Below are 26979 nucleotides of genomic sequence, written 5' to 3' on the forward strand. Positions count from 1 at the left end.
CGCGCGCCGGTGGAAGAGGCGACGGTGACTTGCGTTGCGCTCTCGAGCTTTGCCGCAAGTGCGGGCGCATCGGCGACGGTGTCGTTGAACGAGCCGAGATACGCCGCCATCGCGCGGATGTCGTGATCGGGCAGGGCCTTGAGGTCTCTCACAATGGGGGCCATCGGACCGGCCGCGACGCCGTGATAGCGCGAATGGCCGGTGCGCAAATAGGCGAACAGCTCGTCTTCGTTCCACGGGATCGGCGCGTGCGACAGCGAGGTCAGCGGCGGCGCTTCCCAGCCTTCGGCAAAGCCGCCGCCGAGATAGGCCTCGCGCTGTTCGGCGCCGAGCGCATTGCGCTGCGAATGGCAGGCGCTGCAATGGCCGAGGCTTTCGACCAGATAGGCGCCGCGATTCCACTGCTCGGACTTTGCAGGATCTGGCTTGAACTCTTTGGTGTCATGAAACAGCGCATTCCAGCCGGCGAGCAGCGGCCGCAGATTGAACGGGAAGCTGAGCGTGTTCGCGGGTGCCGTTGCGCGCACGGCAGGCTGCGCCATCAGATAGGCATACAGCGACTGCATGTCGGCATCGCTGGTCCTGGAAAAGTGCGTGTACGGGAAGGCCGGATAGAGCTGCCGGCCGTCGCGATGGAGGCCCTCGCGCATCGCCCGCTCGAAGGCGGGATAGGACCAGGCGCCGATGCCGGTCTCGACGTCGGGCGTGATGTTGGTGGAGTAGATCGTGCCGAACGGTGTCTCAAGCGCGCGGCCGCCGGCGTGGAGCACGCCATTGATGTTGGTGTGGCACTCCGCACAATTGCCGAGCGCTGCAAGCTGCTCGCCGCGTGCGATCGTCGCCGCGGAATAGACCGATGCATCGGGCCGCGCGATCGGCGCGATCGCGCGGCCCGGCAGCAGCGCCGCGCCGATGCCGATGGCCGCGGTGCAGACGGCTGCGATCGTCGCGACAATGCCGGTGCGCCTGGCGAACGGATTCTCCCACATGCGGAACGGTTTCGCCGTTGCGGGCGCGGGCAGGGCCTGCGGTGCCGGCGATGTCTCGCCGCGCAACCCCTTCAGGATGCGCTCGGGCGTGAAGGGCGGCTCGCGGAAGCGCACGCCGGTGGCATCGAAGATCGCATTCGCAATCGCCGCCGCTGATGGCACCGAGGCGGACTCGCCGACGCCGAGCGGCGGCTGGTCCTGACGCGGCAGCATCAGGACGTCGATCTTGGGAACGTCAGGAAACGGAATGATCGGATAGGCGCCCCATTCGCGCGCGGCCACCGCGCCGCGCTCGAACGACACTTCCTCCATCAGCGTGCGGCTGGTGGACTGGATGACGTTGCCGTGGATCTGGTGGCGCACGCCGTCCGGATTGATCATCAGGCCGGAGTCCTGGCCCGCGACGACGCGCGTGACGCTGACATCGCCCGTCGTCTTGTTCACGGCGACGTCGGCGACCCAGGCCGACCACGCGGCGCCATAGCCTGGAAATTTGCTGTGGACATAGAGCGCGTAGGCAAAGCCGCGCCCGTGCACGATTTCGCCGTCCTTCTCCTCACGGGCCGGACGAGGTGTCCAGCCGGCGCGTTCGGCCACCGCATTGACGAGGTCGATGGCGCGCTGGTCCTTCAGATAGCGCAGGCGGTATTCGATCGGGTCGACGCCGGCTTCGGTCGCGGCCTCGTCGATGTAGGATTCATGCGCAAACGTGTTCGGCAGCGCCGAGACGCCACGAAACCAGGAGGCGCGCACGATCGGCGCCATGTCGTGGGCGACGACCCGCATGTGGTCGTAGTCGTAAGGCGGGATCGCGGTGCGGTCGCCCATCTGCAGCACGGCGGGCTCGGGCGATATCCGACCAGTCAGCAGCAGCGCCAGCGTCGGCGCGGCGTTCGAGGGATAGCGCGTGGCGAGGTCGTAAGCAGCGATGCCGCCGTCGGCGTCGAGGCCGCCATTGACGTCGATCAGCTGCGCGGCGCCCTTGGGCTCCCAGGCGTGCTCCTGTTCGCGCGTCAGCTGCACGCGCACGGGCCGGCCGACCGCGCGCGACAGCAGCAGCGCGTCCGCGGTGACGTCATCGGCGCAGTTGCGGCCGTAGCAGCCGGCGGCCTCCAGGCGGATGACCTCGACCTCGCTCTCGGGACGTTCGATCAGGAGCGCGAGATCGCTGCGCAGCACGTGCGGGTTCTGCGTGCCGGACCAGACGCGGATGTTGCCGTCCTGGAAGTCGGCGACCGCGCAGGACGGGCCGATCGAGGCGTGCATCTGATACGGCCAGACGTAAGTGCGCTGCATCGGCTTGGCGGCGCCTGAGATCGCCGCATCGACGTCGCCCTTGTCGATCAATGTGCGCGGCGTCGAGGGATTGGCGCGCAGCGCATTCTCGACATCGGCGAGATCGGTCAAGCTTGGCGTCGGCTTCCAGGTCACCGCGAGCCGTTCCGCGGCGCGAATCGCATTCTCCTCGCGCTCGGCAACCACACCGATGAAATCGCCGATGCGCACGACGGCAACGAGGCCCGGCACGTCGCGCACCGAAGACTCATCCACCGAGATCAGGCTGGTGCCGACGAAGGGGCCGGCATCGACGCCGGAGTAGGGCGGGCGCACCACGCGGCCGTGCAGCATGCCCGGCAGGCGGACGTCGTGCACGAAGGTCAGCTCGCCGGTGGCCTTGGCCGGAAGATCGACGCGGGGCACAGACTGGCCGACGATGGCGTAATCGCCGACGGCCTTGACGGCGACCTCGTCGGCAAGCTCGAGGCGGATGGTCTCGCCGCCGATCAATTCGCCATAGCTGACGCTGCGATTGTGGCCGCGGACGAGGCCGTCCTCGATCTTGAGGTCCGCCTCCGGCAGCTCCAGCCGCTCGGCCGCGCGTGCGATCAGAAACTGTCGGGCCTGGGCCGCGGCCTTGCGCAGCGGCACCGCGGTGATCTGGATGGTTTCGCTGGCAATCGTCGCGCCCTGGTTCGGGACCAAGGCGGTGTCGCCGAGCACGATGACGACGCGGGCAAAGGAGACGTCGAGCTCCTCGGCGACGATCTGGCCGAGTGCGGTGCGGATGCCGGTGCCGAGATCGACATGACCATTATAGGCGGTGACCGAGCCGTCCGCGGTGATGCGAACAAAGGTCTCCGAGGTGACCTCGTCCACGGTGCTGACGACGACGAGCGAACCCAACGGTCGCTCCGCTCCATGCGAAACAGGGGAGGCCATCAATCACCGGCCTCGGCGAGCTGACCCGATGCGCGCATCACGGCGCGCAGGATTTCCACATGCGTGCCGCAGCGGCAGAGATTGTAGCGCAGCGCGGCGAGCGCCTCCTGCTCCGAGGGCTGCGGGTTGATCGCGAGCAGCGCCTTGGTGGTCATGATCATGCCGTTGAGGCAGTAGCCGCACTGCGCCGCCTGCTCGTCGATGAAGGCCTGCTGCACCACGTCGGGCTTGCCGCTTGTGCCGAGGCCTTCGAGCGTCACGATCTCGCGCCCGGCGCAGCCGCCCACAGGAATCACGCAGGAGCGCGCGGCCATGCCGTCGATCAGGACGGTGCAGGTGCCGCATTCGCCGAGGCCGCAACCGTATTTCGGGCCGTTGAGCCCGAGATCATTGCGCAGCACATAGAGCAGCGGCGTCTGGCGCTCCGCCGTAACATCGTGGATCTTGCCGTTCACGGTGAGGCGGATCGGTGTCTGCGTCATCCTCGTTTCCAAACCCGCTGCCAAGCGTTCGTAAAATTCCAGATCGCTCAAAATCTACGTTGCGACGATACCGTTTGTACACAAACGTGCAAGCGGCCATGCCGCAGTGCAGCGTGTCTGCCCGCTTTGTGGACAGAGGCGGGAGGCAAATGAGGTTTTATTCGGCAGGCAGATGTTTTCGCGCGCGGCGCCGCTTGACAGCTATCGGGACCGCGCGCAACATCGTTCGTATACGAATGATAACCGCAGTATCGGCTGGCTTTCACATGGCGACGGAAACAACAAGCGCTGCCACCGACAAGATCCGCTGCGATGCCTGTCCGGTGATGTGCTACATCAAGCCGGGCGCGGCGGGCGCCTGCGACCGCTATGCCAATGATGATGGCAAGCTCGTCCGCGTCGATCCGCATATCATCCTCGAACGCACGGTGTCGCAGGGCGGCAAGCTGGTGCCGTTCAGCCGCAGCGAAGACTGGGACGGCAAGATCGTCCACGAGCCCTCGACCTTCGTGACCGCGATCGGCGCGGGCACGACCTATCCCGACTACAAGCCGGCGCCATTCATCGTCTCCTCCGAGGTCGACGGCGTCGACATGGTGACCGTGGTCACCGAGGGCATCTTCTCCTATTGCGGCATCAAGGTGAAGATCGACACCGACCGCTATCTCGGCCCGGAGACCGCGACCGTGCGCGCGCAGGGCGAGGCGGTCGGCCACGTCACGACCAGCGAATACGGCTCGCAGATGCTGTCGCTCGGCGGCGTCCACCATCTCACCGGCGGCTCGAAGAAAGAAGGTCGGGTCACCTGCGACACGCTGATGGACCTCGCCAATTGCAAGGCGGTGGAGCTGACCATCGACGGCGGTGCCAGCGTGGTGGTGCAGGCCGGCCAGCCGCCTGTTGTCAACGGCGTGAAAGAGGAGCGCATGCGCGTCGGCTGCGGCTCGGCGACCATCGGCATGTTCGCCAAGCAATGGCATGGCAAGGTCGACGAGGTCGTCGTGGTCGACGATCACATCACCGGCGTGCTCTCGGAGCATCAGGCCGGCAAGCTGCTCGATATCCCAGACACCGGCATCAAGATGAAGGGCCGGCGCTCGACGCCCGGCCGCTATTTCCAGGTCGCCGATCCCGGCACGGGCTGGGGCGGCACCAACATCTCCGATCCCTTGGCGATTCTCGGACCGTTCGATCCCAAGGAGGCCAGGCCCGGTCTCTCGATGCTGATGGTCTCCACCACCGGTGAGCATTCGTCCTATTACGTGCTCGACGAGGCCTTGAAGCCGGTCGAGACCGAGATGCCCGCCGATCTGAAGTTTTCGGTGGAGCGCATCCAGGAGAATTGCGAGCCGGCGCTATGCACGGTGCTGTTCATGGCGGGCGCGGGCGGGTCCTTGCGTGCCGGCGTGACCGACAATCCGGTGCGGCTGACGCGCTCGGTGAAGGACGCGCTGACGCGCGTCACCAGCGGAGGCGCCGCGGTCTATGTCTGGCCGGGCGGCGGCATCACCTACATGGTGGACGTGACGCAGATGCCGGCGGGGGCGTTCGGCTATGTGCCGACGCCGGCCCTGGTGGCGCCGATCGAATTCACGATGAAACTGTCCGACTATGCCGCGCTCGGCGGCCACATGGACTATGTGAAGCCGCTCTCCGAGGTAAGGGGTGGCGATGATGTCAGGCAACTGCCCTGGCAGAATCCCATTCCGGGACGGCGGGCATGACACGCCTCCCGCAAATCGCATTGCTGTCTGATGGCCGGCGGCTGCATTTGCAGGATGGACCGATTGACCTGATTATCGAGGCGAGCGGAGCCGAGCATCAGGTGCGTGCGGCTTACGAGGCTGCGGCGCGGCGGTTCACCGGGCTGCTCGACGAACTCTGCGCGGAACTGCCGGAATTGCGGCGGGCGGCGCTGCCGGCGGCGTGTTCGCTGACGGGTACGGTGGCCCGGCGCATGTACGCTGCCGTCACTCCTTACGCCTGGGATCGCTTCATCACGCCGATGGCCGCGGTGGCGGGCAGTGTGGCCGAGGAAATTCTCGGCGCCATGCTTCATGTCGCAACGCTCGACCGGGCCTATGTCAACAATGGCGGCGATATCGCGCTGCACCTTGACGCAGGCCAGCATTTTTCGGTTGGCTTGATGGACCGTCCGGATCGCGGCGGCGTGATGCGCGCCATCAGGGTCGATGCTGACGATCCGGTTCGCGGCGTCGCGACCAGCGGCCGCCATGGCCGCAGCTTTTCGCTCGGCATTGCCGATGCGGTGACGGTGCTGGCGGCGACGGCCTCGCAGGCCGATGCGGCGGCAACCGTGATCGCCAATGCCGTCGATCTGCCCGGGCATCCCGCCATCGTCAGGCAGCCCGCCAACGAGCTTCAGCCCGACAGCGATCTCGGCGCGCGTCTCGTCACCCGCGACGTCGGGGAATTGTCGCAGGAGGAGATCGCCACCGCGCTCGAATCTGGCGCGGAATGTGCACGGTATCTATTCGATCGCGGATTGATCGAGGGTGCCGTGCTCAGGCTTTGTGGTGATATGATTGTCATCGGAGCCAAGGATATTGAAGAGCAAAGACCGCGCCCGCTGGTGCTGGAGAATGCGATCGATGCCTGAATGGGAAAGCGAAGCATGAGCGCGATCATTCGCAAGATCGTCACCGTCGTCGAAGAGACGCAGATGGAGATGGGCCGCCAGGTCTCGCCGCCGACCCGGCGCGCCGCGGCCATCGCCGTGATCGAAAATCCCTTTGCCGGAAAATATGTCGAAGACCTCTCGCCGCTGATCGCGATCGGCGAGGAGCTCGGCGAACTGCTGTCGAAGCGTGCGGTGGCCGCGCTCGGTATCGAAGGCGCGAAGGCACATAGCTATGGCAAGGCCGCGGCTGTCGGCGAGAACGGCGAGCTGGAACATGCCGCCGCGATCCTGCATCCGAAGATGGGCGCGCCGGTGCGCAAAGTACTGACCAAGGGCGCGGCGCTGATCCCGTCGTCCAAGAAGCGCAGCGGCCCCGGCACCACGCTCGACATTCCGCTCGGCCACAAGGACGCGGCCTTCGTGCGCAGCCATTTCGATGGCATGGAAGTGCAGATCAACGATGCGCCGCGCGCCAACGAGATCATGGTCGCCGTCGCCGTCACCGATAGCGGCCGTCCTTTGCCGCGCGTCGGCGGGCTCACGGTCGCCGAGATCAAGGGCGAAGACGGCCTGAAATAGAAGACGCAAGAGAGTTCAAAACTGGAGGTTGGGATGCGAGCAAGAAATTACTTTGTCGGCGCGGCCTTTGCGCTTCTGGCTGCCGGCATGGGCCATTCGGCCGTGGCGGAGGACATCAAGATCGGCGAGATCAACAGCTACTCGCTGCTGCCGTCCTTCACCGAGCCCTATCGCAAGGGCTGGCAGCTGGCGGTCGAAGAGATCAATGCATCAGGCGGCATCAACGGCAAGAAGCTCGTGGTCGTCTCCAAGGACGATGGCGGCAAGCCGGCGGATGCGCAGACCGCGGCCAACGAGCTCGTCTCCAGCGAGGGCGTTGCGATGCTGACGGGCACGTTCCTGTCCAACATCGGCCTCGCGGTCTCTGACTTTGCCAACCAGAAGAAGGTGTTCTTCCTCGCGGCCGAGCCGCTGACGGACGCCGTGACCTGGGCGAAGGGCAACAAGTACACTTTCCGCCTGCGTCCCTCCAACTACATGCAGGCTGCGATGCTGGTGGAAGCCGCCAGCAAGCTGCCGGCCAAGCGCTGGGCGACGATCGCGCCGAACTATGAGTACGGCCAGTCGGCGGTCGCCGTGTTCAAGAAGCTGATGTCGGAGAAGCGCCCTGACATCCAGTGGGTCGACGAGCAATGGCCGCCGCAGGGCAAGATCGACGCCGGTCCGGTGGTGCAGGCGGTGGCGCAGGCCAATCCGGAAGCCATCCTCAACGTCACCTTCGGTCCTGACCTCGTCAAGCTCGTGCGCGAAGGCAACACCCGCGGCCTGTTCAAAGGACGCGAGGTCGTCTCGTTCCTGACCGGCGAGCCCGAATATCTCGATCCGCTCAAGGACGAGACGCCGGAGGGCTGGATCGTCACCGGCTATCCCTGGTACTCGATCAAGACGCCCGAGCATGACGCGTTCCTGAAGGCCTACCAGGCCAAGTACAACGACTATCCGCGCCTCGGCTCGATCGTCGGCTATCAGACCATCAAGGCGGCTGCAGCCATCCTGACCAAGGCCGGCTCGACCGATACCGACAAGATGATCGCGGCGGCTGAAGGTCTCTCGATGCCGTCGCCGTTCGGCGAGATCACCTTCCGCAAGATCGACCACCAGTCGACGCTCGGTGCCTTCGTCGGCAAAACTGCGCAGAAGGACGGCAAGGGTGTGATGGTGGACTCGTCCTACAAGAAGGGCGCGGACTATCTGCCCAGCGACGCCGAAGTCGAGAAGCTGCGTCCGAAGGATTGAACGCGGTGCCGTAGGGTGGGTTAGCCCTGCGGATGCGCAAAGCGCATCTGTAGGGCGTAACCCACCATCTTCGGTGCCTTACGAGAGAAAGTGGTGGGTTACGCTGCGCTAACCCACCCTACGACTTCAACCAACCCGGACCGCCGATGGCCTTTTACGTCGTACAGTTTCTGACCGGTCTTGCCAGCGCAGCGTCGCTGTTCCTGGTGGCCTCGGGCCTGTCGATCATCTTCGGCGTGACGCGGATCGTGAATTTCGCGCATGGCGCCTTCTACATGATCGGCGCCTATATCGCCTTCACGCTGACCGAGCGCTTCTCCGGCGCGTTCGGCTTCTGGGGCGGGGTGGTCGCGGCGGCATTGGCGGTGGCGCTGATCGGCGTCCTCGTCGAGATGGTGCTGCTGCGGCGCATCTATCACGCGCCCGAACTGTTCCAGCTGCTCGGCACCTTCGGCCTGACCCTGATGGTCGAGGATCTGGTCGTGCTGATCTGGGGTCCCGACGATCTGGTCGGCCGCCGCGCGCCGGGCTTCAAGGGCGCGGTTGATTTCTTCGGTCAGAACATCCCGAGCTATGATCTGTTCCTGATCGTGCTGGGCCCCGTCGTGCTCGGCATTCTCTGGCTGCTGTTTCAGCGCACGCGCTGGGGCGTGCTGGTGCGCGCCGCGACGCAGGACCGCGACATGGTCGCCGCGCTCGGCGTCAACCAGAAATGGCTGTTCACCTCGGTGTTCGCCGTCGGCGTCTTCCTCGCCGCCCTCGGCGGCGCACTGCAGATCCCGCGCGATGCCGTGCACCACGCGATGGATCTGCGCATCATCGTCGAGGTCTTTGTCGTCGTCGTGATCGGCGGCCTCGGCAGCATCGTCGGTGCCTTCGTCGCGGCCGTGCTGGTGTCCGAGCTCAACGCCTTCGGCATCCTGATCTTCCCGAAGATCTCCATCATCCTGGTCTTCCTGGTAATGGCGGTGGTGCTGATCGTTCGGCCCTGGGGGCTGTTCGGCAAGCCGGAGGCGGCCGCGCGCAAGACGCCGGGGCTGACAGTCAATCCGTGGCGGCCGCTGACGTCCAACGAGCGGCTCGCCTCGCTGGCAGCGCTCGTCATCGCGGCCATGCTGCCGCTGTTCGCCGGCAATTACGCGCTGACCGTCGGCTCCGAGATCGCGATCTTCGTGATCTTCGCTGTCTCCTTGCATTTCCTGATGTCCGTCGGCGGGCTCGCATCGTTCGGGCACGCCGCCTATTTCGGGCTTGGTGCTTACGGCGTCGCCTTCCTCGCCAAGATGGCGGGGCTGCCGATGATCGTGTGCCTGTTGCTCGGGCCACTGCTCGGCTGCATGGGGGCGGCGGTGTTCGGCTTCTTCGCGGTGCAGCTCTCCGGCGTCTACTTCGCGATGCTGACGTTGGCCTTCGCCCAGATCGTCTGGTCGATCGCATTTCAGTGGGTCAGCGTGACAGGCGGCGACAACGGCATTCTCGGTGTCTGGCCTGCGAGCTGGGCGGCGAGCCCGTCGCATTTCTATTGGCTGGCGCTGGGTGTCGCGGCGCTGGTGACGATTGCGCTCAGGATCGCGGTGTTCTCGCCATTCGGCTACGCGCTCCGCGCCACGCGCGACTCGGTGCTGCGCAGCGAGGCCGTCGGCATCAACGCCAAGCGGATCCAGTGGACGGCCTTCGTGATCGCGGGCACCACCGCCGGCATCGGGGGCGCGCTGTTCGCCTACCTGAAAGGCAGCGTCTTCCCTGACAATCTCGGCATCTCGCTGTCGGTCGATGCGCTGGTCATGGTGCTGCTCGGCGGCGTCGAGACGGTGTCGGGCGGTGTCGTCGGCGCCATCGTCTACAAGGCCCTGAACATCTGGCTGGTGAGCCAGACCGATCTGTCGAAGCTCGTGCTCGGCGGCTTCATCGTGCTGATCGTCGTCGTCTTCCCCAAGGGCATCGTCGGCATGCTCGAGATTCTGGCGCAGCGCCGCCGAAAGTCATCGCCGCCGGGATCATCCTTGCTTGCCAAGCCGATCGAGTCCGCCGAATGAGTGTTGCACCCCCACTTCTCGCGGTCGAAGGCCTGACCAAATCCTATGGCGGCATCCACGCCGTGCGCGGCGTCTCGTTCTCGCTGCGATCAGGCGAGATCCTGGCGCTGATCGGCCCGAATGGCGCAGGAAAAAGCACCTGCTTCGACATGCTCAACGGCCAGAACACGCCTGACAGCGGCCATGTCCGCCTGCTTGGCGAGGAGACCACGGGCAAGAAGCCGCGCGATATCTGGCGCATGGGCGTCGGGCGCACCTTCCAAATTACGGCGACGTTCGCCACCATGACGGTGCGCGAGAATGTCCAGGTCGCGCTCATCTCCCACGGCAAGCAATTATTCAATCTCTGGGGCTCGGCGCCTGATGTCGACCGCGCCGAAGCCGGCCGGCTGCTCGAGCTGGTCGGCATGGGCGGCTATGCCGACCGCCCCTGCGGCGAGCTCGCCTATGGCGACCTCAAGCGGCTCGAGCTCGCGGTCGCGCTCGCCAATGATCCGAAATTGCTCTTAATGGACGAGCCCACCGCCGGCATGGCACCGCGCGAGCGCGTCGAGCTGATGCGGCTCACGGCGCAGATCGCGAAGGAGAAGTCGATCGGCGTGCTCTTCACCGAGCACGACATGGACGTGGTGTTCGAGCATGCCGACCGCATCATCGTTCTCAACCGCGGCACGCTGATCGCGGAGGGCTCGCCGGCCGAGGTGCGCGGCAATCCACAGGTGCAGGCGATCTATCTCGGCGAGGGTCTGCTCTACGAAGCCGGGCATCGCGAGGGGGCCTCGGCATGAAGCTCACGGTGCAGGACCTCAACAGCCATTATGGCCCGGCGCATATCCTGTTCGACATCGGCTTCGAGGTCGGCGACGGCGAGGTGGTGGCGCTGCTCGGGCGCAACGGCGCCGGCAAGTCGACTACGTTCCGCTCGATCGTCGGCCTCGTCGCGCAGCGCACCGGCCGCATCACGTTCGAGGGCAAGGACGTCTCGGCAAAGCCAACGCACGAGATCGTGCGCGAAGGGCTCGGCTACGTGCCGGAGGAGCGGCGCATCTTCACCGATTTAACGGTGGAGGAGAATCTCGAAGTCGGCCGGCAGCCGAAGCGTCCGAACGCACCGCACTGGAATCGCGAAAAACTGTTCACGCTGTTTCCGAACCTCGGCGAGATGAAGAACCGTCCCGGCGGCCGGATGAGCGGCGGCGAGCAGCAGATGCTGACGATCGCGCGCACACTGATGGGCAATCCGTCCCTGGTGCTGCTGGACGAGCCGTCGGAAGGCCTGTCGCCGAAGATCGTGGAGCAGATGGTCGATGCCATCCTGACCATGAAGAAGGAGGGCGTCAGCATCGTCGTCTCCGAGCAGAATTTGCACTTTGCGCGGCTGATCTCCGATCGCGCCTACATCATCGAGCGCGGCCGCATCTGCTTCGGCGGCACCATGGCCGAGCTCGACGCGCGTCCTGACATTCGCGACGCGCATCTGTCGTTGTGAAGGGCCAAGGGAAGGGCGGCGAGCGGATGGCGAGAAGCGTTACGGCGAAGAAGAACGTCAAACCGGCAAAACCGTCTTATGTGCTCGACGAGCAGGTCGGCTTCATCCTGCGCCAGGTCTGGCAGCGCCACAGCGCGATCTTCTCTCGCGACATCGGCACCAATCTGACGCCGACGCAGTGGGCGGCGCTGTCGAAGCTCGCCGAGACCGGACCATGCTCGCAGAACCAGCTCGGGCGGCTGACGGCGATGGATGTCGCCACCATCAAGGGCGTGATCGATCGCCTCACGGCGCGCGGCCTCACCGAGACCAGCCAGGATCCCGAGGACGGCCGGCGCCTGCTGGTCAGCCTGACGCGCGCCGGTCAGCAGCTTGCGGAAAAACTCGCGCCGAATGCGATGGTGATCACGCGCGAGACGCTGGCACCGCTCGACGCGAAAGAGCGCGAGCTCTTGATGGCGTTGTTGAACAAGCTGCGCTGACGGTCTTGTAGGGTGGGTTAGCGGAGCGTAACCCACCATGCTTCCGCAATTGCGGAGCGAAGTTGGTGGGTTACGCTCCGCTAACCCACCCTACGGCGCCATTTTCTTAGCCTACTTTGCCACCACTTCCGGCACTCTTCCCGCCGGCGGCGTATTTCGGCTGCGTTGGGTGCGCACGATGCCGTCGATGATGGTCATGCCGATGCCGGGGAGGTCGCCGAGCTGGACGCTCTCCAGGATGGTCTTGCCGGGCGAATGCTGCGCCTTGTCCATGATGACGAAATCGGCGGCGCGGCCGACTTCGATCAGGCCGCAATCGAGCTGCCGCATCCGCGCGGTGTTGCCGGTGGCGAGGCAGAACGCGAGCTCGGCCGGCAGCTCGCCGATCGAGGACAGCATCGAGACCATGCGCAGGATGCCGAGCGGCTGCACGCCGGAGCCGGCCGGCCCGTCGGTGCCGAGGATGACGCGGTGCAGATCGCCCATCTCGCGGGCGATGCGCAGCGTGTAGAGCGCCGAGCGCTCATTGCCGTTGTGAACGATCTCGAGCCCGCGCTTGCAGCCCTCGCAGATGCAGCGGATCTGGTCGTCGGGCAACGCCGTGTGGCCGCCATTGATGTGGCCGACCACGTCGGTGTCGGCCTCGAGCACCACGTCCTTGTCGATCAGGCCGGAGCCGGGGATCGAGGGCCCGCCGGTGTGGATCGTGCTCTGGATGCCGTATTTGCGGGCCCAGCCGACCATCTTGCGCGCGGTCGGACCGTCCTTGACGCCGCCGAGGCCGACTTCGCCGAGCAGCTTGACGCCGTTGGCGGCCATCTCCTTGAAATCTTCCTCGACCATCTCGCATTCGATCACGGGGGCACCGGCGTGAACCTTCACGCCGCCGGGTCGCAGCGTCCAGAACGCGCGCTGGGCGAACACCGCCATGGCCTTGAGACCGACGACGTCGCGGGGGCGGCCGGGCATGTGCACCTCGCCGGCGGAGATCATGGTGGTGATGCCGCCATGGAGCGAGCTGTCGATCCAGTTGATCTGGTTCTGGCGCGGCGTCCAGTCGCCGGCAACGGGGTGGACATGGCTGTCGATCAGGCCGGGGGTCACCGTGGTGCCGTTGGCATCGACGATGGTGGTCGCGCCTTCGGTGTTGAGGTCCTTGAAGCGGCCGATCGCAGTGATCTTGCCGTTCTCGGCGACGATGGTGTCGCCGTCCAGGATCGGCTTTTCCAGGGCGCCGGACAGGATCAGGCCGATATTGCGGATCACCAGCTTCGAGGGTCCGGTGGCCTGGGGTGCGTCATGCGCCATGGAAGGGGCTCCTTATTCCCAACTGCAACGCTCTCGATCTTGGGCAGCCTTGACCGCGGGATCAAGCGGGATTATTCATTAGTACACGAATGATCGTGTACAAACGACGCATAGCTGCCCGCCTCGACAACGCATAGACGCGACACGGATAGGTGAGATGAGCAATTTCAATCAGGAAAGCGTATTGAGCGTCCACCACTGGACCGACACGCTGTTCTCCTTCAAGACCACCCGCAGCCCGACCTTCCGTTTCCGTAACGGCGAATTCACCATGATCGGGCTCAAGGTCGGCGAGAAGCCGCTGCTGCGGGCCTATAGCGTCGCCAGCGCCAATTACGAGGACACCCTCGAATTCTTCTCGATCAAGGTGCCTGACGGGCCGCTGACTTCGCGGCTCCAGCATCTGAAGCAAGGCGACGAGATCATCGTCAGCCGCAAGGCCACCGGCACGCTGGTGATCGACAATTTGGAAGCGGGCCGCAACCTCTATCTCATCGGCACCGGCACCGGCCTTGCGCCGTTCCTGAGCGTGATCAAGGACCCAGAGACCTACGAGCGATTCGAGAAGGTCGTGCTGCTGCACGGCTGCCGTCACGTCAAGGAGCTCGCCTATGGCGAGATGATCACCGAGCATCTGCCGAAGGACGAGATGCTCGGCGAGTACATCCAGAACCAGCTGATCTACTATCCGACCGTGACGCGCGATCCGTTCCGCAACCGCGGCCGCATCACCGACCTCATCACGTCAGGAAAGCTGTTCACCGATATCGGCCTGCCGGTGCTGGAAGCCGCCCATGACCGCGTCATGATTTGCGGCAGCCCGGCGCTGGTCGCCGATACCCGCGTGCTCCTCGGCGAGCGCGGTTTCGTCGAGGGCAATCACGGCGAGCCGGCCCAATTCGTGGTCGAAAAGGCGTTCGCCGAGCGCTGAGCCCGGGACATCGAGCACAACAAGACCGTATTTTCGCCGCCCGGCGGGCGTTGCCCCGCCGATTCGGCGCTTGATACACTGTGGGAGCGAATCAGCGGAGTTCCCACATGGTTGCGGACAGCGACAGCAACATCGCCTGGCACCGGGTTCAGTTGAAGAAGAATCGCGCCGAGTTGAAGGCGCTGGAGACCGCGCGCTTCACGATGGGCGAAATCGCGTCCTCCAAGCGCAATGGCCAGACCCAGAAGGCGCTCGGGGACCTCAAGCGCAAGATCGCGCAGTCCGAACGCGTCATCGCCGAGCACGACAAGCGCACCCGCAGGCCGCTCGGCACCGACCTGCAAAGCCTCAGCAATGGCAGCTGGAGCCATTGGGACGCTTACACGACCCAGCAGCAACGCAAGGCCGGCCCGCGCACGCCGGGGCGGGGATAGGGCGGCTGGTTCCAGCCCTTGCGCCGGCGGCTTCGCACACCATCTGGTTGAGGTGCTACCAACTACTCGGTGATCCCATGACACCGCGCCTCGATTTCACCAGCGAGGCCTTCTTTCGCGATCCGCCCAAGGCCATTGCGGCCCTGCGCGCGCAAGGCCCTGTGGTCGCCACGCATTTCCCCCTCGTCGGCGACGTCTGGATCACCACCGCCCACGATGCGACCGCGCAGGTGCTGAAGGACAGCGCCATCTTCACGCTGCGCAAGGAAGACGGCGAAGTCGCTGGCCTGCGCTGGTGGATGCCAGGGCTGGTCAAGACCATCGCCAACAACATGCTGACGATGGACGAGCCCGACCATACGCGGCTGCGCAACATCGTGGACGAAGCCTTTCGCCGCCGCGCCATCGTGGCGATGGAGCCACGCATCCGCGCCATTGCCGACGGTCTGGCCGATGAGCTGTTTGCCAATGGCAGCCCGGCGGATCTCGTCGAGCGCTATGCGCGCATCCTGCCGCTGTCGGTGATCACGGAACTGCTTGGCCTACCCATGGCCGATCGCCCGCGCTTCATCGCCTGGGCCAATGCGATGTCCTCGCTGACGAACGTCATCAGCTTCTTTCGCCTGTTGTTCGCGTTCCGCAAGATGCGTGGCTATCTTCAAGGGCAGTTGCAGATCGCGCGCGAGCGGGGCGGCGAGGGCCTGATCGCCGAGCTGGTCCAGGTCGAACGCGAGGGCGGCGAGATCTCGCCGGATGAAATGGTCTCGATGGTGTTCCTGTTGCTCGCGGCGGGCTCGGAGACCACGACGCATCTGATCAGCGGCTCGGTCTACGAGCTGCTCAGCAATCCGGACCTGCGTGACTGGCTGGAACAGGATTGGAGCCGCGCTGCGCTCGCCGTCGAGGAATTTCTGCGCTTCGTCTCGCCGGTGCAGTTTTCAAAGCCGCGTTATGTGCGGCGGGATGTCGAACTCGCTGGCGTGCGCTTGAAGAAGGGCGACCGCGTCATGGTCATGCTTGCCGCCGCGAACATGGACCCGGCGGTGCACGATGCGCCCGAGCGCCTTGACCTCGAACGCAAGCCCAACCGCCATATCTCGTTCGGCACGGGAATTCATTTTTGTCTCGGACATCAACTTGCACGGATCGAGGCGACCTGCGCGCTGCAGGCACTGTTCACGCGCTGGCCGCGGCTCGATCTGGCTGTCGACCCGTCGCAGATCCATTGGCGCAAGCGGCCGGGCCTTCGTGCAATTGCGAAACTGCCGGTGATTGCGTCCGATGGTCAGCCCGTCGATTTGCGTGACGCGACGAGATCGCGCTCCCAGCCGAACACCGAGCGGCCGTCGAGATCCGGCGAGGCTTCGCGCTCACCGGCGATATAGGCCTCGACCGATGGCCCGCTTGCGGTGCGCTCGAGCCGCCGCGCCTGATCGTCGAGGCGCCTGATCGCCTGCATCTCCTCCTCGCGCCCGAGCTTGGCACCCTGGATTGCACCTTTCAGGACGCGGATGGTCTCGTCATAGACCTTGATCGGAACGGGGTAGGGATGCCGGTCCTTGCCGCCATGGGCAAGCGAGAAACGCGCTGGATCCCGGAAGCGATAGGGGGCGCCGTGCACGACCTCGGCGACCATTGCGAGCGAGCGTACGGTGCGGGCGCCGACGCCCGGCGTCAGCAACAATTCCGGGAAATCGACTGGGCCGCGCTCGGCTGCTGCCGCGAGCGTGCCGTGCAAGCGGCGAGCGAACACGTCTTTCGGCCTGACGTCGTGATGCGCCGGCATGACCAAATGCGGCAGCATCGCCTGAGCCGGCTCGGGCGCTGTTCCCGTGAGCCGCTCGAATTCAGAGAGAATGCGGTCGGGACCGAGATCGCCGAGCAATTCGAGCTGAGCCGCGCGCGAGACATCGGCGCGATGGTCGGTGAGGTTGACGATCTCGCCCTGCTGCGGGCCGTCAATCGCGCTGTGGGGCGCGTCGACAAAACTCTTCAGCGCTTCCGAATGCCAGTGATAGCGGCGGGCCTGTCGCTTGTCGCCGTTCATGCCCTGCTGCACGACGGTCCATTTGCCGTCGGCCGTGACGAAGAAGCCGTGCAGATAGAGATCGAAACCGTCCTGGACGGCGGCGCTGTCGACCTTCGCCACCAGCCGGCTGGCGCGGGTGAGTTTCGCGCCGTCGAAGCCGACGCGCTCGCCGAGCTGTCGCAGCTCGTCCGGCGTCTTGCGCGAATGCTGGCCGCGGCCGCCGCAAACATAGATGCCGAGCTCGTCCTGCAGCGGGCCGAGCCCGCGCTTGAGCGCACCGATCACTGATGTCGTGATGCCGGAGGAGTGCCAGTCCATCCCCATCACGGCGCCGAACGATTGGAACCAAAAGGGGTGCGACAGCCGCTGCATGAAGGCATCGCGGCCGTAATGATGTACGATCGCTTGCGTGACGATGGCACCGAGCGAAGCCATGCGGCTCGCAAGCCACGGCGGAACTCGTCCGGTGTGCAAGGGAAGATCGGCGCTGCCGGTTCGGCGAGTCATGATTGCCCACTCATAGCGCAATTCGGCGACGGTTGCACCAGAGGGATGCTGCATTGCACTGAGCGTGGGAGCGAAGCCGCCGAAACCGCGTTGGGTCGCGAACGCAATCGCGGGGACATGAATGAATCGCCAAGCCGTCATGACCGACATCGACAAGATGTTCGGGTGGATACCGTCATGGTTTATCGGTCTCGGCCTGGTCGCCGGGGCGATGCTGATCGCGCTGTCGTTCTATCGGCTCGCAACCTGGCTGCTCAATCGCACGTTTGGAACCCGGTTTCCGTTGCTCGGCGTCTTCATCGAGCGCACGTCGGGGCCGGCCCAGCTCGCGCTCTGCCTTGCAGCCGTCGCGCTGGTTTTGCCGCTCGCCCCGCTGGACGATGCGTTCCGCAACCCCCTGACGCGCCTGTTCGTGGTGGCCTTCATCGCGCTGATCGGCTGGATCTCGATCCGGATCGTCGACATGAGCGCGGCGCGCTATTTGCAGAACTTTCGCGACGTCGCCGAGAACTTCGTCGCGCGCAAGCACGTGACGCAAGTGCGCGTGTTCAAGCGCATGACCGATACCATCATCGTCATCATCACGGTGTCGACCGCGCTGATGACATTCGATTCGGTCAGGCAATATGGGGTTAGTCTGTTCGCCTCCGCCGGTGCCGCCGGTATCATCGTCGGTCTAGCCGCACGGCCGCTGCTGAGCAATCTGATCGCGGGCCTGCAGATCGCGATCACCCAGCCGATCCGGATCGAGGACGCCGTCATCATCGAGAACGAATGGGGCTGGGTCGAGGACATCGCTTCGACCTATGTGGTGATCCGGCTATGGGACTGGCGCCGGATGGTGGTGCCGCTGTCCTACTTCATCGAAAAGCCGTTCCAGAACTGGACCCGCGACACGGCGTCCCTGATCGGCGTCATCGCGTTCCATGTCGATTATCGCGCCGACGTGCCGCGCATCCGGCGCTGGCTGGAGGGAGCGGTGAAGGAATCGAAGCTCTGGGACGGTGCCGTTGTGAATCTCCAGGTGATCGACGCAGATTCGCGCACCATCGAACTGCGCGCGCTGGTCAGCGCGCGGAACGCGCCGCAATCCTGGGACCTGCGCTGCGAGATCAGGGAGAAGCTGATCGCCTTCATCCGCGACGAGATGCCCGAAGCGCTGCCGCGCGAGCGCGCCATCCTGATTCCGCAGGGCGGTGGAGACGACACCGAATTGTTCCGGCGCTCTGCGGCGCCGGAAACGATGCGGGCAAGCGCGCGCAACTAGGAGACGCAACTAAGAGAAGAGTCTCACTGCGCGCGGATATCGGCGGCCTTCAGCACCGGCTCCCATTTGGTCGCCTCGGCGCGCATGTAGGCGTCAAAATCCTTGGCGGAGGAGCCGACCGGGGCGGCGCCGATCTTGCCGAGCGTCGACAGCACGCTCGGGTCGTGCAATGCCGCCTTCAGGTCGGTCTCGAGCTTGGCGACGATCTCCGGCGGCATTTTTGCAGGTCCGAGCACGCCCCACCAGACGGAGACGTCGTAGCCGGGAACCCCGGATTCGGCGACAGTCGGGACATCAGGGAGCGCCTTGGACCGCTCGGCCGAGGTCACCGCGAGCGCGCGCACCGGGCCGCCTTCGAGCTGGCCGATGGCTTCCGCAAGCGGATTGATGCTGAGGGGAATCTCGCCTGCAATGACGGCGGTGAGCGCCGGCGCCCCGCCCTTGTAGGGGATTGCGACGATCTTTGCGCCGGACATGTATTTCAGGAGCTCGCCGGCGAGATGCGCCGAGGTGCCGTTGCCGGACATGCCATAGGAGAGCTTGTCAGGCTCCTTCTTGGCCGCCGTCAGGAGATCGCCGAGCGTCTTGTATGGGCTGTCCTTGGCCACAACGATCGCAAGCGGCGAGGAGGCGACTTCCGATATCGCGGTGAAGTCCTTGAACGTATCGTAGGGCACGCTCGGATAGATGAACTGGTTGAGCGGATGGCCGCTCGCGACCAGGATCAGCGTGTAGCCGTCAGGTGCGGCCTGCGTCAGCGCCTGCGAGGCGACGATGCCGCCGGCACCGGGCCGGTTGTCGATCACCGGCTGCTGGCCCCAGTTTTTCGCGAGCGCCTGGCCCAGCGTGCGGGCGAGCACGTCGACCGCCCCGCCGGCCGCGTAGGGCACGAGGATGTGGACCGGCTTGCTGGGATAAGTGTCGGCGGCCTGCGCGACATTGGCCGCGAGCAGCAGACCGGCGCCGAGCATCAAAGCGCCGATCTTCTTGTTCGAACCCAGCATGCTTCAGCACTCCTTCAGGGCGTTCGCGTCCGAGCCGTGGTCGTCAGGACCAATCCGGATGCCGCCCATCGTTTTTGTTGACGAGACCTGATCTTTTGGACGATAGTACAAATCGGATGGTACGCAAGCCCACCAGCAAGGAAACGGCCCGCAAGCCGAACATGCGCGAGGCGATCCTCGCTGCGGCCGAGGAGCTGTTCGCCACCAACGGATTCAACGCCGTCTCGGTGCGCGATATCGCCCAGGCCGCCGGGGCCAACCCCGGCAGCGTGACCTATCACTTCAAGACCAAGGACGGTCTGCTGCTGGAAATCTACCGGCGTCATTGCGGACCGATGAATCTGCGCCGTTCGGAGCTGCTTGCGGCCGCGAGGCGCGTGCGCGATCTGCAGGATCGGCTGGAGGCGATCGTGCGCGCCTATGTGGTGCCGGCCTTCACTTCCGGCAGCGATCTCGCCGGGGGCGGGGCGCGGTTCACGCGCCTGCGCGCCGTGATGTCGGCCGAGGGCAACGAAGTCGCCAGAAAGATCATCGCGCAGACCTTTGACGATACCAGCCACGCCTTCATCGACGCGATCCATGAGAGCCTGCCGCACATTCCGCGCACCGACATCGTCTGGCGCAGCCATTTCCTGCTGGGCGCGCTCTATTATTCGCTGGTGACGCCGGACCGCGTCTCGCGCCTGTCGCGGGGCGAGGCCGACGGCAGCGATGCCGCCAATGCCATCGAGCAGATGGTGCGGGCCACCGTCGCCGCGTTCCAGGCGCCGGCCCTGGACCAGGCCGCGCCGGCACGGCGGCGGCCGGCCGTCACCAGCAAGGCTTGAAGAAGCACTCTCGTTCGGCGGTTGAAGCGATGACGATGTTGTACACAGCGACGATTCCGTCGCCAGATCCGAACACGCGCAAGCGGGTGTTCGAGCACATCGTCGCCATGGTCACGCCGCTCGGGTTCGACTGATGACGGCGATGGCGGTCGACAAGCCGCGCGGGCGAGCCTGGTGGAAGGAGCTCTGGATTCAGGTGCTCATCGCCATGGCGGCCGGCATCGTGCTTGGGATCGTCAGCCCCGAGCTAGGCGCCAGGATGCAGCCGCTCGGGGATGCCTTCGTCAAGGCGATCCGGATGCTGATCGCGCCGATCATCTTCTGCACCGTGGTGCATGGCATCGCCCACATGGCCGACATGGCGCGGGTGGGACGCGTCGCGGTCAAGGCGATCATCTATTTCGAGATCATGACCACGATCGCGCTGATCATCGGTCTCATTGCGGTCAACGTGCTCAGGCCCGGCGCCGGCATGAACATCGATCCCGCCAGCATCAATGCCAGCGCGGTCGAGCCCTATGTCAAGCAGACCGCCGTGATCGGCTTCGTGCCGTTTCTGATGAACATCGTTCCGGCGACCTTCGTCGGTGCCTTTGCCGAGGGGAATATCCTCCAGGTGCTGTTCATTTCCGTGCTGTGCGGTTTTGCGCTGGTGCAACTGGGTGAGCGCGCTGCGCCCCTGGTCGGCTTGATCGAGATCGCCGCCAAGATGGTGTTCGGCGTCGTCGGCTTCGTGATGTGGGCGGCTCCGATCGGAGCGTTCGGGGCGATCGCGTTCACGGTCGGCAAGTTCGGCGTCGGCTCGCTGGCCTCGCTCGGCAAGCTCTTGGGCGGCTTCTATCTCACCTGCGTGATCTTCATCATCGTGGCGCTCGGCCCGGTCGCGCGACTCTGTGGGTTCTCGCTGCTCAAGCTGATTCGCTACATCTGGGAAGAGCTGCTGATCTGCATCGCCACGACCTCGTCCGAGACGGTGCTGCCGCGGATGCTGACCAAGCTGGAAAGGGCCGGCTGCGAGAAGAGCGTGGTCGGGCTGGTGATCCCGACCGGCTACTCCTTCAATCTCGACGGCACTTGCCTGTATCTGGCTGCGGCGTCGGTGTTCCTGGCGCAGGCGACCAACACACCCTTCGGGCTGGCCGAGCAGATCGAATTGCTCTTGATCCTGCTGGTGACGTCCAAGGGCGCCGCGGGAATCGCGGGCGCAGCGTTCATCGTGCTGGCGGCGACGCTGTCGGCCACCGGCACGATTCCGGTGACGAGCGTCGCGCTGGTGCTCGGCATCCACCGTCTGATGTCGCAGGGGCTGACGCCGACCAATCTGATCGGCAATGCGGTCGCGACCATTGCGATTGCAAAATGGGAGGGCGCGCTCGACGGCGAGCGTTTGAAGCGCGTGCTCGACGGCGCCGGACCGGCAACGGCAACACGACACGAGGATTGAACAGATGGCAGATCCGAGACGGTGGCAGATCGGGCTGGTTGGCTATGGTGAGGTCGGCCGGATCCTGGCTGAAGATTTGCGCCAGCAGGACATCAAGGTCGCTGCGTACGACATCAAGCTTGGGGGCGAGCAGGGCGCTGCGTTGCAGGAGCACGCCGCGAAGTTCGGCGTGACGCTTGCAGCCTCTCACGCCGAGCTGACGGCAAAATCCGATTTCATCATCTCAGCCGTGACCGCGAGCCAGGCCGTTCCGGTGGCAAAGGCCTGCGCCGCTGCGATCAATCAAGGCACCTGGTTCCTCGATTTCAACTCGGCCTCGCCAGGCGCCAAGCAGCGCGCGGCCGCGCTGATCGACGGCGCCGCCGGACGTTACGTCGAGGGCGCGGTGATGACCTCCGTGCCGCCATATCGCATCAAGGTGCCGCTGCTGCTCGGCGGCCCCGGCGCGCGGGAGCTGGAGCCACTGCTGAATGCGATCGGCTTTGCGGCGAAGGTTGCGAGCGACAAGCTCGGCGTCTCCTCCGCGGTGAAGATGTGCCGCAGCATCATGATCAAGGGCCTTGAGGCCATGGTGATCGAAAGTTTCACCACCGCGCGCGCCTATGGCGTCGAGGACGCGGTGCTGGCGTCGCTGGCGGAGACCTTTCCCGCCATCAATTGGGAGAAGCAGGGCGCCTATTTCTTCCAGCGCGTGATCGAACACGGCCGCCGCCGGGCCGAAGAAGTCCGTGAAGTGGCCGAGACCGTGCGCGAGGCGGGGCTGACGCCGTGGTCGGCGCAAGGGACCGCCGAGCGTCAGGCCTGGGTCGCCGACCTCGCCGACGAGGGCCTGTTCGGCGCGAAGGGGACGAAGGAATTCGCCCGCAGCGCCGATTGGCGCATCGAGGCGGATCGCATTCTGGCGAAAATCAAACGCGGAAGCTGATCGTCACGATCAGCTGAGAACCATGCCTTTGTCGCGATAGTTCGAGACCTCGTCTCGGGCGGCCTCGATCAAATCGATCAGGCTGTTGGCCTCGCGGAGGACCTCCTTGGTGCGCTCGGTCCGGAACTCGGTCAGGATCATGCGAACGCATTTGTCGGCCGTATCGAGCGTCCACAGCGCGCGCGCCATGTCCTGCTGCGACTGGATCGCCGAGATGTCGAGGCCCGAGAGCACTTCGCCGATGCCGTTCAATCGCTTGAGGGCAGTCTCGGCGGGCGTGTTGGCCCGGATGGACTGGTAGTCGATGCTGCTGAATGCGCTGAACGTATCCATAACTTCCCCAGAGAACGCAGATGGTCAGTGCGCACGTCCCATTAGGGTTAGCGCCGTCTTTACCGCAATGCGTTGGGCTACGGTCCGGGATTCTACCGGACTCGGATTTGGGGGAATTGCCGGCAAATCGGCGCGAAAAATGCTGACGATCAGGAACGTTTCCCGACAATCCTACCGTTAGAAGCAACGAGCATACCTGCCTTGTAAACGGCGCGGCCCTGCGGCACCGCCACCACGGCCTCGGGAACGTGGCCTGCGTTCAGCGTGACGAAATCGGCCTTGGCCCCGACGTGCAGGCCGTAATCCTCCAGCCGCAGCGCCCTGGCGCCAGACGCGGTGACGAGGTCGAATGCGACCCGCAATTCCTCATCGGTATTGAAGCCAGAGCGATAGCCGAGCGTCGTCGCCCGGCGCAGCATGTCGCCGTCGCCATAGGGCCACCAGGAATCGCGGATGTTGTCGTTGCCGCTGAACACGGTCACGCCGGCGTCGCGCAAGGGCAGGATGGGCGGGAAGGCGCGCGCGCCCGGCGCATTGGTCATGATCGCGACGCCGGAGCGGGCGAGGATGTCGGCGACGCTCTTGAGCTGGTCCACCGAGATATCGCCGAGCCCGTAGGCATGGCTGATGGCGACATGGCCTTCCATGCCGAGCGCGCGCGTGCGCGCTGCGATCTGCTCGATCTCGAAGGCACCGAGCGTGCCCATGTCGTGCAGGTGAATGTCGACGTCGACGCCATGCTTGCCCGCGACGCCGAACACCACGTCGAGATGCTTCTCGACATCGCGATCAAAACTGGCGGGATCGAGCCCGCCGACGAGGTTCGCGCCGAGGCCGATCGCTTCATCCAGCAATTGCGGCGTGCCCGGGCTCGTCAAAATGCCGCTTTGGGGAAAGGCGACGAGCTGGATGTCGATCAGGCCCTTGTATTCCTCACGCACGCGCAGGATCGTCTCCAGCGATCTCAGGCCGACCGAGCCGTCGACCATGACGTGGCTGCGCATCTGCGTGCTGCCGTTGATGATGCAGAGATCGAGCTGGTTGCGCGCCCGCACGTCCATCGGCGCCGCTTCGGCCATGTTCTGGGCCTGGAAGGCGACGCGTTCGTGCACGTCGAAGCCGTTGCTGCATGGCTTGTGCGGGCGCCAGGCATCGCCATAGAAGCTGGTATCGAGATGGATGTGGCCTTCGACGAAGCCGGGAACGACCAGCGCATTGCCGAGGTCGACAGTTTCAGTGCCGCTTGCGGGCGCATCGCCCGGCAGCAGCGCGGCGATGCGCCCGTCCTTGATCCCGATGTGATGGCGCGCTCCGCCGTCGAAACGGGCGTTGAGGAAGATCTTGTCGAAAGCCATCCGGTTGCTCCGTTGGTCGATTTGCGAACGATCGCTGCGCGCTGCTCAGTTTCGCGGCCGAAGCAGCCGGGCCGGCGCCCGCTCAAAGGTCTGCCGTCCGCTCTTGAATCCCATCAGGATGTCAGGCAGCTCGGCGATGGCAAAACGGCTGTCCTCGATGTCGAGCACGACGAGATCGGCGGGCTTGCCGACCGCGATTCCATAGTCCCGGAGGTTCATCAGCCGCGCCGGCAGCTCGGTGACGAGGTCGAGGCAGGTGTCGAAGTCGCCGACGGATGCGTGGGCGACATTGGCGTAGAAGTTCGCCATCCGCAGCAGCGAGGCATCGCCGAACGGCGTGAAGGGATTGAGCACATTGTTGGTCGCGATCGAACAGACGATGCCGTCGCCCGCGAGCTTGTGCGCGAGCGTCAGGCCGCGCGGCGCGTTGTGGGTGGCCTCACGCCCCATCAGATAGAGATCCGTCGCCGGCAACACGGTGACGGCGATTCCGGCCTTGGCCAATTGTGCCGTGGCCGCCTTCAACCGCTCCGGCGGCAGGGCCGAGAGCTTGGTGGCATGCCCGATCGCGACGCGGCCTCCATAGTTGCGCCGCTCGGTTTGCCTGATGACCTCGCCGAGATGCGACCAGGAGGGATCGAGATCGAAGTCGAGATGCAGGTCGACGTCGAGATCGAACTCCTGGGCAAGGTCGAAGATGCGCGCCAGATGCGCGTTCGGATCGGTGTCGGTATAGGGGCAGCCGCCGATGGCCTCGGCGCCGTCACGCAGGGCCTGGATCAGCAAATCCTCGGCGCCGGGATCATTGGTCAGGCCTTCCTGTGGGAAAACACACAGCGACAGATCGATCGCCCAGGCATAGTCGCGCTTGAGCGCCTTGATGGCTTCGAAGCTGCGCAAGCCGATGCGCGGGTCGATTTCGACATGGGTGCGCATCCGCGTCGTGCCGTGCGCAATGGCGCGCTCGAGCACTTTTGCGCCGCGCGCATGGACGTCGTCAGCGCCGAAATCGCGCTTCATGGCCGAGACGGCGCGGATGGCGTCACTGAGCGTGCCGTGGATGTGGCCGCAGCGCTCGAGCAGGCAGGCCTTGTCGAGATGGATGTGGGTATCGACGAAGCCGGGCAGGGCCAGCCGTCCCCCAACATCGACCTCGACGGCCTCGCAGGCCAGCCTGGGCTCGATCGCGGCGATGCGTCCGTCCTTGACGCCGATATCGACGGGCGTGGCGGATGATCGCAACAGGGCGTTGCGGAAGATCAGGTCGAAGGCGGTCTGGGCGGTCATGGCTGAGAATCGCAAGGGCGGTCGGCGAGAGTGCTAGGTCAGAGGCAATGTAGCGGAGACGCAGGGGCGGCCGCCATATCGAAAGCCGTGATAGCTGCTGGACGCAAGCGGATCTGGCGGCCGGCGCGCCCCTGGGCTATCACCCCTCGACTGCGCCCACCATGGCGGCGCAGCCCCTTTCAGGAGCTCCCGATGCGTCTACCCGCCGTTCTTCTGGCCGTCACATGTCTTGCAGGTGCTGCTTCAGCTGAAGATCTCTCGGGCACGCTTTTGAAGGTGAAGGAGACCAAGAAGATCACGCTTGGCTATCAGGAGGCGTCGGTGCCGTTCAGCTACCTGGATGGCAACCAGAAGCCGGTCGGCTTTGCCATGGACATCTGCCTCAAGATCGTCGACGCCGTGAAGAAGCAGCTCGCGATGCCCGACATTGCCGTCGACTATGTTGCGGTGACCTCGTCGAACCGCATTCCGCTGATGGTGAACGGCACGCTCGACCTGCACTGCTCGGCGACCACCAACAATGCCGACCGCCAGAAGCAGGTCGCGTTCACCAACACGCATTTTCTCAGCGCGACGCGGTTTGCCGCCAAGAAGGCCGCGAACATCAACAGCATCAACGATCTCAAGGGCAAAGCGGTGACGGCGGTGGCCGGCTCGGTCAATCTGAATCAGCTCGCCAAGGTCAATACCGAGCGCAATCTCGGTATCAAGATCATGCCGGCCGTCGATCAGGCCGAGGCGTTTCTGCTGCTCGAGACCGACCGCGCGCAGGCCTACGCGCTCGACGACGTCCAGCTCGCGGTCGCGATTGCCCGCTCGAAGGAGCCGGGCCTGTTCATGATCAGCGAGGAGACGTTCTCCAAGGCCGAGCCCTTCGGGATCATGCTGCGCAGGGAAGACGCGCCGTTCAAGGCGTTGGCCGATCGCGCCACCGCGGAGCTCTACGCAAGCCCCGAGATCGAGGTGCTCTACCGCAAGTGGCTGGAATCGCCGACGCCGCCGAACGGCATCAACTACAATGTGCCGATGTCGCCAGCCTTGCGCGCCGCCTTCAAGAACCCGAGTTCGAGCGCCGATCCCGACGTCTACCTGGTCAAGTAAGGCGAGGGGGGCCAGCGCGCACGCGGCGTGTCGGCTCCGGCGGCATGCCGGCGTAGCGGAACCCTCCTCATGG

Annotated in this window: 24 protein-coding genes; 16 read left to right on the forward strand and 8 right to left on the reverse strand. The window is 65.2% G+C overall.

Features of this window, described 5'->3' with window-relative positions:
- Together G8O24_RS17240 and G8O24_RS17245 are read right to left on the reverse strand one after the other, a co-directional pair.
- The coding region (locus G8O24_RS17240; RefSeq protein ID WP_188101269.1) for a molybdopterin cofactor-binding domain-containing protein at nucleotides 1-3209 on the reverse strand (3209 nt) is incomplete at its 3' end.
- Complete coding sequence (locus tag G8O24_RS17245) at nucleotides 3209-3691, reverse strand: (2Fe-2S)-binding protein (RefSeq protein ID WP_188101271.1); 483 nt, start codon at nucleotides 3689-3691, stop codon at nucleotides 3209-3211. The genes G8O24_RS17240 and G8O24_RS17245, both read right to left, overlap by 1 nt.
- Nucleotides 3692-3957: 266 nt before the next feature.
- On the opposite strand from G8O24_RS17245, the gene G8O24_RS17250 reads away from it, so the two are divergent.
- The 8 genes from G8O24_RS17250 (at nucleotide 3958) to G8O24_RS17285 (ending at nucleotide 12154) form a co-directional block, all read left to right on the forward strand.
- The gene (locus tag G8O24_RS17250) at nucleotides 3958-5415 is read left to right on the forward strand and encodes a 6-hydroxynicotinate reductase (RefSeq protein WP_188101273.1); all 1458 of its coding nucleotides are present in this window, start codon (nucleotides 3958-3960) and stop codon (nucleotides 5413-5415) included.
- Entirely contained in the window at nucleotides 5412-6311 is a 900-nt protein-coding gene (locus G8O24_RS17255) for a UPF0280 family protein (protein WP_188101274.1), read from the forward strand. Before G8O24_RS17250 ends, G8O24_RS17255 begins: the two co-directional genes overlap by 4 nt.
- A 15-nt stretch (nucleotides 6312-6326) precedes the next feature.
- Nucleotides 6327-6911, forward strand: a complete 585-nt coding sequence (locus G8O24_RS17260; protein ID WP_188101276.1) for an amino acid synthesis family protein — start codon at nucleotides 6327-6329, stop codon at nucleotides 6909-6911.
- Between the two features lie 33 nt (nucleotides 6912-6944).
- Nucleotides 6945-8147, forward strand: coding sequence for an ABC transporter substrate-binding protein (locus G8O24_RS17265; protein WP_188101277.1), 1203 nt, complete (start codon nucleotides 6945-6947; stop codon nucleotides 8145-8147).
- A gap of 146 nt (nucleotides 8148-8293) precedes the next feature.
- The gene (locus G8O24_RS17270; RefSeq protein ID WP_188101279.1) at nucleotides 8294-10183 is read left to right on the forward strand and encodes an ABC transporter permease; all 1890 of its coding nucleotides are present in this window, start codon (nucleotides 8294-8296) and stop codon (nucleotides 10181-10183) included.
- On the forward strand, nucleotides 10180-10971 hold the full coding sequence (locus G8O24_RS17275) for an ABC transporter ATP-binding protein (protein WP_188101281.1): 792 nt from the start codon (nucleotides 10180-10182) through the stop codon (nucleotides 10969-10971). The genes G8O24_RS17270 and G8O24_RS17275 overlap by 4 nt, the downstream gene beginning before the upstream one ends.
- Nucleotides 10968-11672, forward strand: a complete 705-nt coding sequence (locus G8O24_RS17280) for an ABC transporter ATP-binding protein (protein ID WP_188101283.1) — start codon at nucleotides 10968-10970, stop codon at nucleotides 11670-11672. Before G8O24_RS17275 ends, G8O24_RS17280 begins: the two co-directional genes overlap by 4 nt.
- 26 nt (nucleotides 11673-11698) lie before the next feature.
- A complete protein-coding gene (locus G8O24_RS17285; protein ID WP_188101284.1) occupies nucleotides 11699-12154 on the forward strand; it encodes a MarR family winged helix-turn-helix transcriptional regulator in 456 nt (151 codons plus the stop codon).
- A gap of 111 nt (nucleotides 12155-12265) precedes the next feature.
- Here G8O24_RS17285 and G8O24_RS17290 read toward each other — a convergent pair whose 3' ends face one another.
- A complete protein-coding gene (locus tag G8O24_RS17290; RefSeq protein WP_188101286.1) occupies nucleotides 12266-13462 on the reverse strand; it encodes an amidohydrolase family protein in 1197 nt (398 codons plus the stop codon).
- A 157-nt stretch (nucleotides 13463-13619) separates the two neighbouring features.
- On the opposite strand from G8O24_RS17290, the gene G8O24_RS17295 reads away from it, so the two are divergent.
- From G8O24_RS17295 to G8O24_RS17305, 3 genes are all read left to right on the forward strand, one after another.
- Nucleotides 13620-14393 (forward strand): ferredoxin--NADP reductase, encoded by a 774-nt coding sequence (locus tag G8O24_RS17295; protein ID WP_188101288.1) that lies wholly within the window; start codon nucleotides 13620-13622, stop codon nucleotides 14391-14393.
- A gap of 107 nt (nucleotides 14394-14500) precedes the next feature.
- The gene (locus G8O24_RS17300; protein WP_188101289.1) at nucleotides 14501-14827 is read left to right on the forward strand and encodes a hypothetical protein; all 327 of its coding nucleotides are present in this window, start codon (nucleotides 14501-14503) and stop codon (nucleotides 14825-14827) included.
- Between the two features lie 77 nt (nucleotides 14828-14904).
- Nucleotides 14905-16212 (forward strand): cytochrome P450 family protein, encoded by a 1308-nt coding sequence (locus tag G8O24_RS17305; protein ID WP_188101291.1) that lies wholly within the window; start codon nucleotides 14905-14907, stop codon nucleotides 16210-16212.
- On the opposite strand, the gene G8O24_RS17310 is transcribed toward G8O24_RS17305, so the two are convergent.
- A complete protein-coding gene (locus tag G8O24_RS17310) occupies nucleotides 16113-17363 on the reverse strand; it encodes a DUF763 domain-containing protein (protein WP_188101293.1) in 1251 nt (416 codons plus the stop codon). The two genes, G8O24_RS17305 and G8O24_RS17310, sit on opposite strands and share 100 nt — an antisense overlap.
- 121 nt (nucleotides 17364-17484) lie before the next feature.
- Between G8O24_RS17310 and G8O24_RS17315 the strand changes: the two genes are divergently transcribed.
- Nucleotides 17485-18630 (forward strand): mechanosensitive ion channel family protein, encoded by a 1146-nt coding sequence (locus G8O24_RS17315; RefSeq protein WP_188101294.1) that lies wholly within the window; start codon nucleotides 17485-17487, stop codon nucleotides 18628-18630.
- A 23-nt stretch (nucleotides 18631-18653) separates the two neighbouring features.
- Here G8O24_RS17315 and G8O24_RS17320 read toward each other — a convergent pair whose 3' ends face one another.
- Nucleotides 18654-19634 carry a tripartite tricarboxylate transporter substrate binding protein gene (locus G8O24_RS17320; protein ID WP_188101296.1) on the reverse strand — a complete coding sequence of 327 codons (981 nt, stop codon included), beginning with the start codon at nucleotides 19632-19634 and terminating at the stop codon, nucleotides 18654-18656.
- A 116-nt stretch (nucleotides 19635-19750) separates the two neighbouring features.
- Between G8O24_RS17320 and G8O24_RS17325 the strand changes: the two genes are divergently transcribed.
- The 3 genes from G8O24_RS17325 to G8O24_RS17335 all read left to right on the forward strand — a co-directional run bounded on the left by G8O24_RS17325 (nucleotide 19751) and on the right by G8O24_RS17335 (nucleotide 22830).
- Nucleotides 19751-20461: a TetR/AcrR family transcriptional regulator gene (locus tag G8O24_RS17325; protein ID WP_188101298.1), complete on the forward strand. Its 711-nt coding sequence runs from the start codon at nucleotides 19751-19753 to the stop codon at nucleotides 20459-20461.
- Between the two features lie 133 nt (nucleotides 20462-20594).
- Nucleotides 20595-21905, forward strand: a complete 1311-nt coding sequence (gene dctA / locus G8O24_RS17330; RefSeq protein WP_188101300.1) for a C4-dicarboxylate transporter DctA — start codon at nucleotides 20595-20597, stop codon at nucleotides 21903-21905.
- 4 nt (nucleotides 21906-21909) lie between these two features.
- Entirely contained in the window at nucleotides 21910-22830 is a 921-nt protein-coding gene (locus G8O24_RS17335) for a DUF1932 domain-containing protein (protein WP_188101302.1), read from the forward strand.
- A gap of 9 nt (nucleotides 22831-22839) precedes the next feature.
- Here the strand turns inward: G8O24_RS17335 and G8O24_RS17340 are convergent, their stop codons facing one another.
- The 3 genes from G8O24_RS17340 to G8O24_RS17350 all read right to left on the reverse strand — a co-directional run bounded on the left by G8O24_RS17340 (nucleotide 22840) and on the right by G8O24_RS17350 (nucleotide 25805).
- Complete coding sequence (locus tag G8O24_RS17340) at nucleotides 22840-23163, reverse strand: hypothetical protein (protein WP_188101304.1); 324 nt, start codon at nucleotides 23161-23163, stop codon at nucleotides 22840-22842.
- Nucleotides 23164-23312: 149 nt separating this feature from the next.
- Entirely contained in the window at nucleotides 23313-24518 is a 1206-nt protein-coding gene (locus G8O24_RS17345; protein WP_188101306.1) for an amidohydrolase family protein, read from the reverse strand.
- A gap of 45 nt (nucleotides 24519-24563) precedes the next feature.
- Nucleotides 24564-25805 carry an amidohydrolase family protein gene (locus G8O24_RS17350; RefSeq protein ID WP_188101307.1) on the reverse strand — a complete coding sequence of 414 codons (1242 nt, stop codon included), beginning with the start codon at nucleotides 25803-25805 and terminating at the stop codon, nucleotides 24564-24566.
- Nucleotides 25806-25997: 192 nt separating this feature from the next.
- Between G8O24_RS17350 and G8O24_RS17355 the strand changes: the two genes are divergently transcribed.
- Nucleotides 25998-26906 (forward strand): amino acid ABC transporter substrate-binding protein, encoded by a 909-nt coding sequence (locus G8O24_RS17355; protein WP_188101309.1) that lies wholly within the window; start codon nucleotides 25998-26000, stop codon nucleotides 26904-26906.
- Nucleotides 26907-26979: the final 73 nt, after the last annotated feature.

The organism is Bradyrhizobium campsiandrae, assembly GCF_014529705.1.
GTDB lineage: Bacteria > Pseudomonadota > Alphaproteobacteria > Rhizobiales > Xanthobacteraceae > Bradyrhizobium > Bradyrhizobium campsiandrae.

Coding starts and splice junctions, on each gene's coding strand:
- dctA (WP_188101300.1), top strand. CDS start 20,595: ATGACGGCGATGGCGGTCGACAAGCCGCGCGGGCGAGCCTGGTGGAAG.
- G8O24_RS17325 (WP_188101298.1), top strand. CDS start 19,751: ATGGTACGCAAGCCCACCAGCAAGGAAACGGCCCGCAAGCCGAACATG.
- G8O24_RS17280 (WP_188101283.1), top strand. CDS start 10,968: ATGAAGCTCACGGTGCAGGACCTCAACAGCCATTATGGCCCGGCGCAT.
- G8O24_RS17250 (WP_188101273.1), top strand. CDS start 3,958: ATGGCGACGGAAACAACAAGCGCTGCCACCGACAAGATCCGCTGCGAT.
- G8O24_RS17285 (WP_188101284.1), top strand. CDS start 11,699: ATGGCGAGAAGCGTTACGGCGAAGAAGAACGTCAAACCGGCAAAACCG.
- G8O24_RS17300 (WP_188101289.1), top strand. CDS start 14,501: ATGGTTGCGGACAGCGACAGCAACATCGCCTGGCACCGGGTTCAGTTG.
- G8O24_RS17275 (WP_188101281.1), top strand. CDS start 10,180: ATGAGTGTTGCACCCCCACTTCTCGCGGTCGAAGGCCTGACCAAATCC.
- G8O24_RS17340 (WP_188101304.1), bottom strand. CDS start 23,163: ATGGATACGTTCAGCGCATTCAGCAGCATCGACTACCAGTCCATCCGG.
- G8O24_RS17245 (WP_188101271.1), bottom strand. CDS start 3,691: ATGACGCAGACACCGATCCGCCTCACCGTGAACGGCAAGATCCACGAT.
- G8O24_RS17320 (WP_188101296.1), bottom strand. CDS start 19,634: ATGCTGGGTTCGAACAAGAAGATCGGCGCTTTGATGCTCGGCGCCGGT.
- G8O24_RS17305 (WP_188101291.1), top strand. CDS start 14,905: ATGACACCGCGCCTCGATTTCACCAGCGAGGCCTTCTTTCGCGATCCG.
- G8O24_RS17350 (WP_188101307.1), bottom strand. CDS start 25,805: ATGACCGCCCAGACCGCCTTCGACCTGATCTTCCGCAACGCCCTGTTG.
- G8O24_RS17270 (WP_188101279.1), top strand. CDS start 8,294: ATGGCCTTTTACGTCGTACAGTTTCTGACCGGTCTTGCCAGCGCAGCG.
- G8O24_RS17260 (WP_188101276.1), top strand. CDS start 6,327: ATGAGCGCGATCATTCGCAAGATCGTCACCGTCGTCGAAGAGACGCAG.
- G8O24_RS17265 (WP_188101277.1), top strand. CDS start 6,945: ATGCGAGCAAGAAATTACTTTGTCGGCGCGGCCTTTGCGCTTCTGGCT.
- G8O24_RS17255 (WP_188101274.1), top strand. CDS start 5,412: ATGACACGCCTCCCGCAAATCGCATTGCTGTCTGATGGCCGGCGGCTG.
- G8O24_RS17290 (WP_188101286.1), bottom strand. CDS start 13,462: ATGGCGCATGACGCACCCCAGGCCACCGGACCCTCGAAGCTGGTGATC.
- G8O24_RS17335 (WP_188101302.1), top strand. CDS start 21,910: ATGGCAGATCCGAGACGGTGGCAGATCGGGCTGGTTGGCTATGGTGAG.
- G8O24_RS17310 (WP_188101293.1), bottom strand. CDS start 17,363: ATGACTCGCCGAACCGGCAGCGCCGATCTTCCCTTGCACACCGGACGA.
- G8O24_RS17345 (WP_188101306.1), bottom strand. CDS start 24,518: ATGGCTTTCGACAAGATCTTCCTCAACGCCCGTTTCGACGGCGGAGCG.
- G8O24_RS17355 (WP_188101309.1), top strand. CDS start 25,998: ATGCGTCTACCCGCCGTTCTTCTGGCCGTCACATGTCTTGCAGGTGCT.
- G8O24_RS17295 (WP_188101288.1), top strand. CDS start 13,620: ATGAGCAATTTCAATCAGGAAAGCGTATTGAGCGTCCACCACTGGACC.
- G8O24_RS17315 (WP_188101294.1), top strand. CDS start 17,485: ATGAATCGCCAAGCCGTCATGACCGACATCGACAAGATGTTCGGGTGG.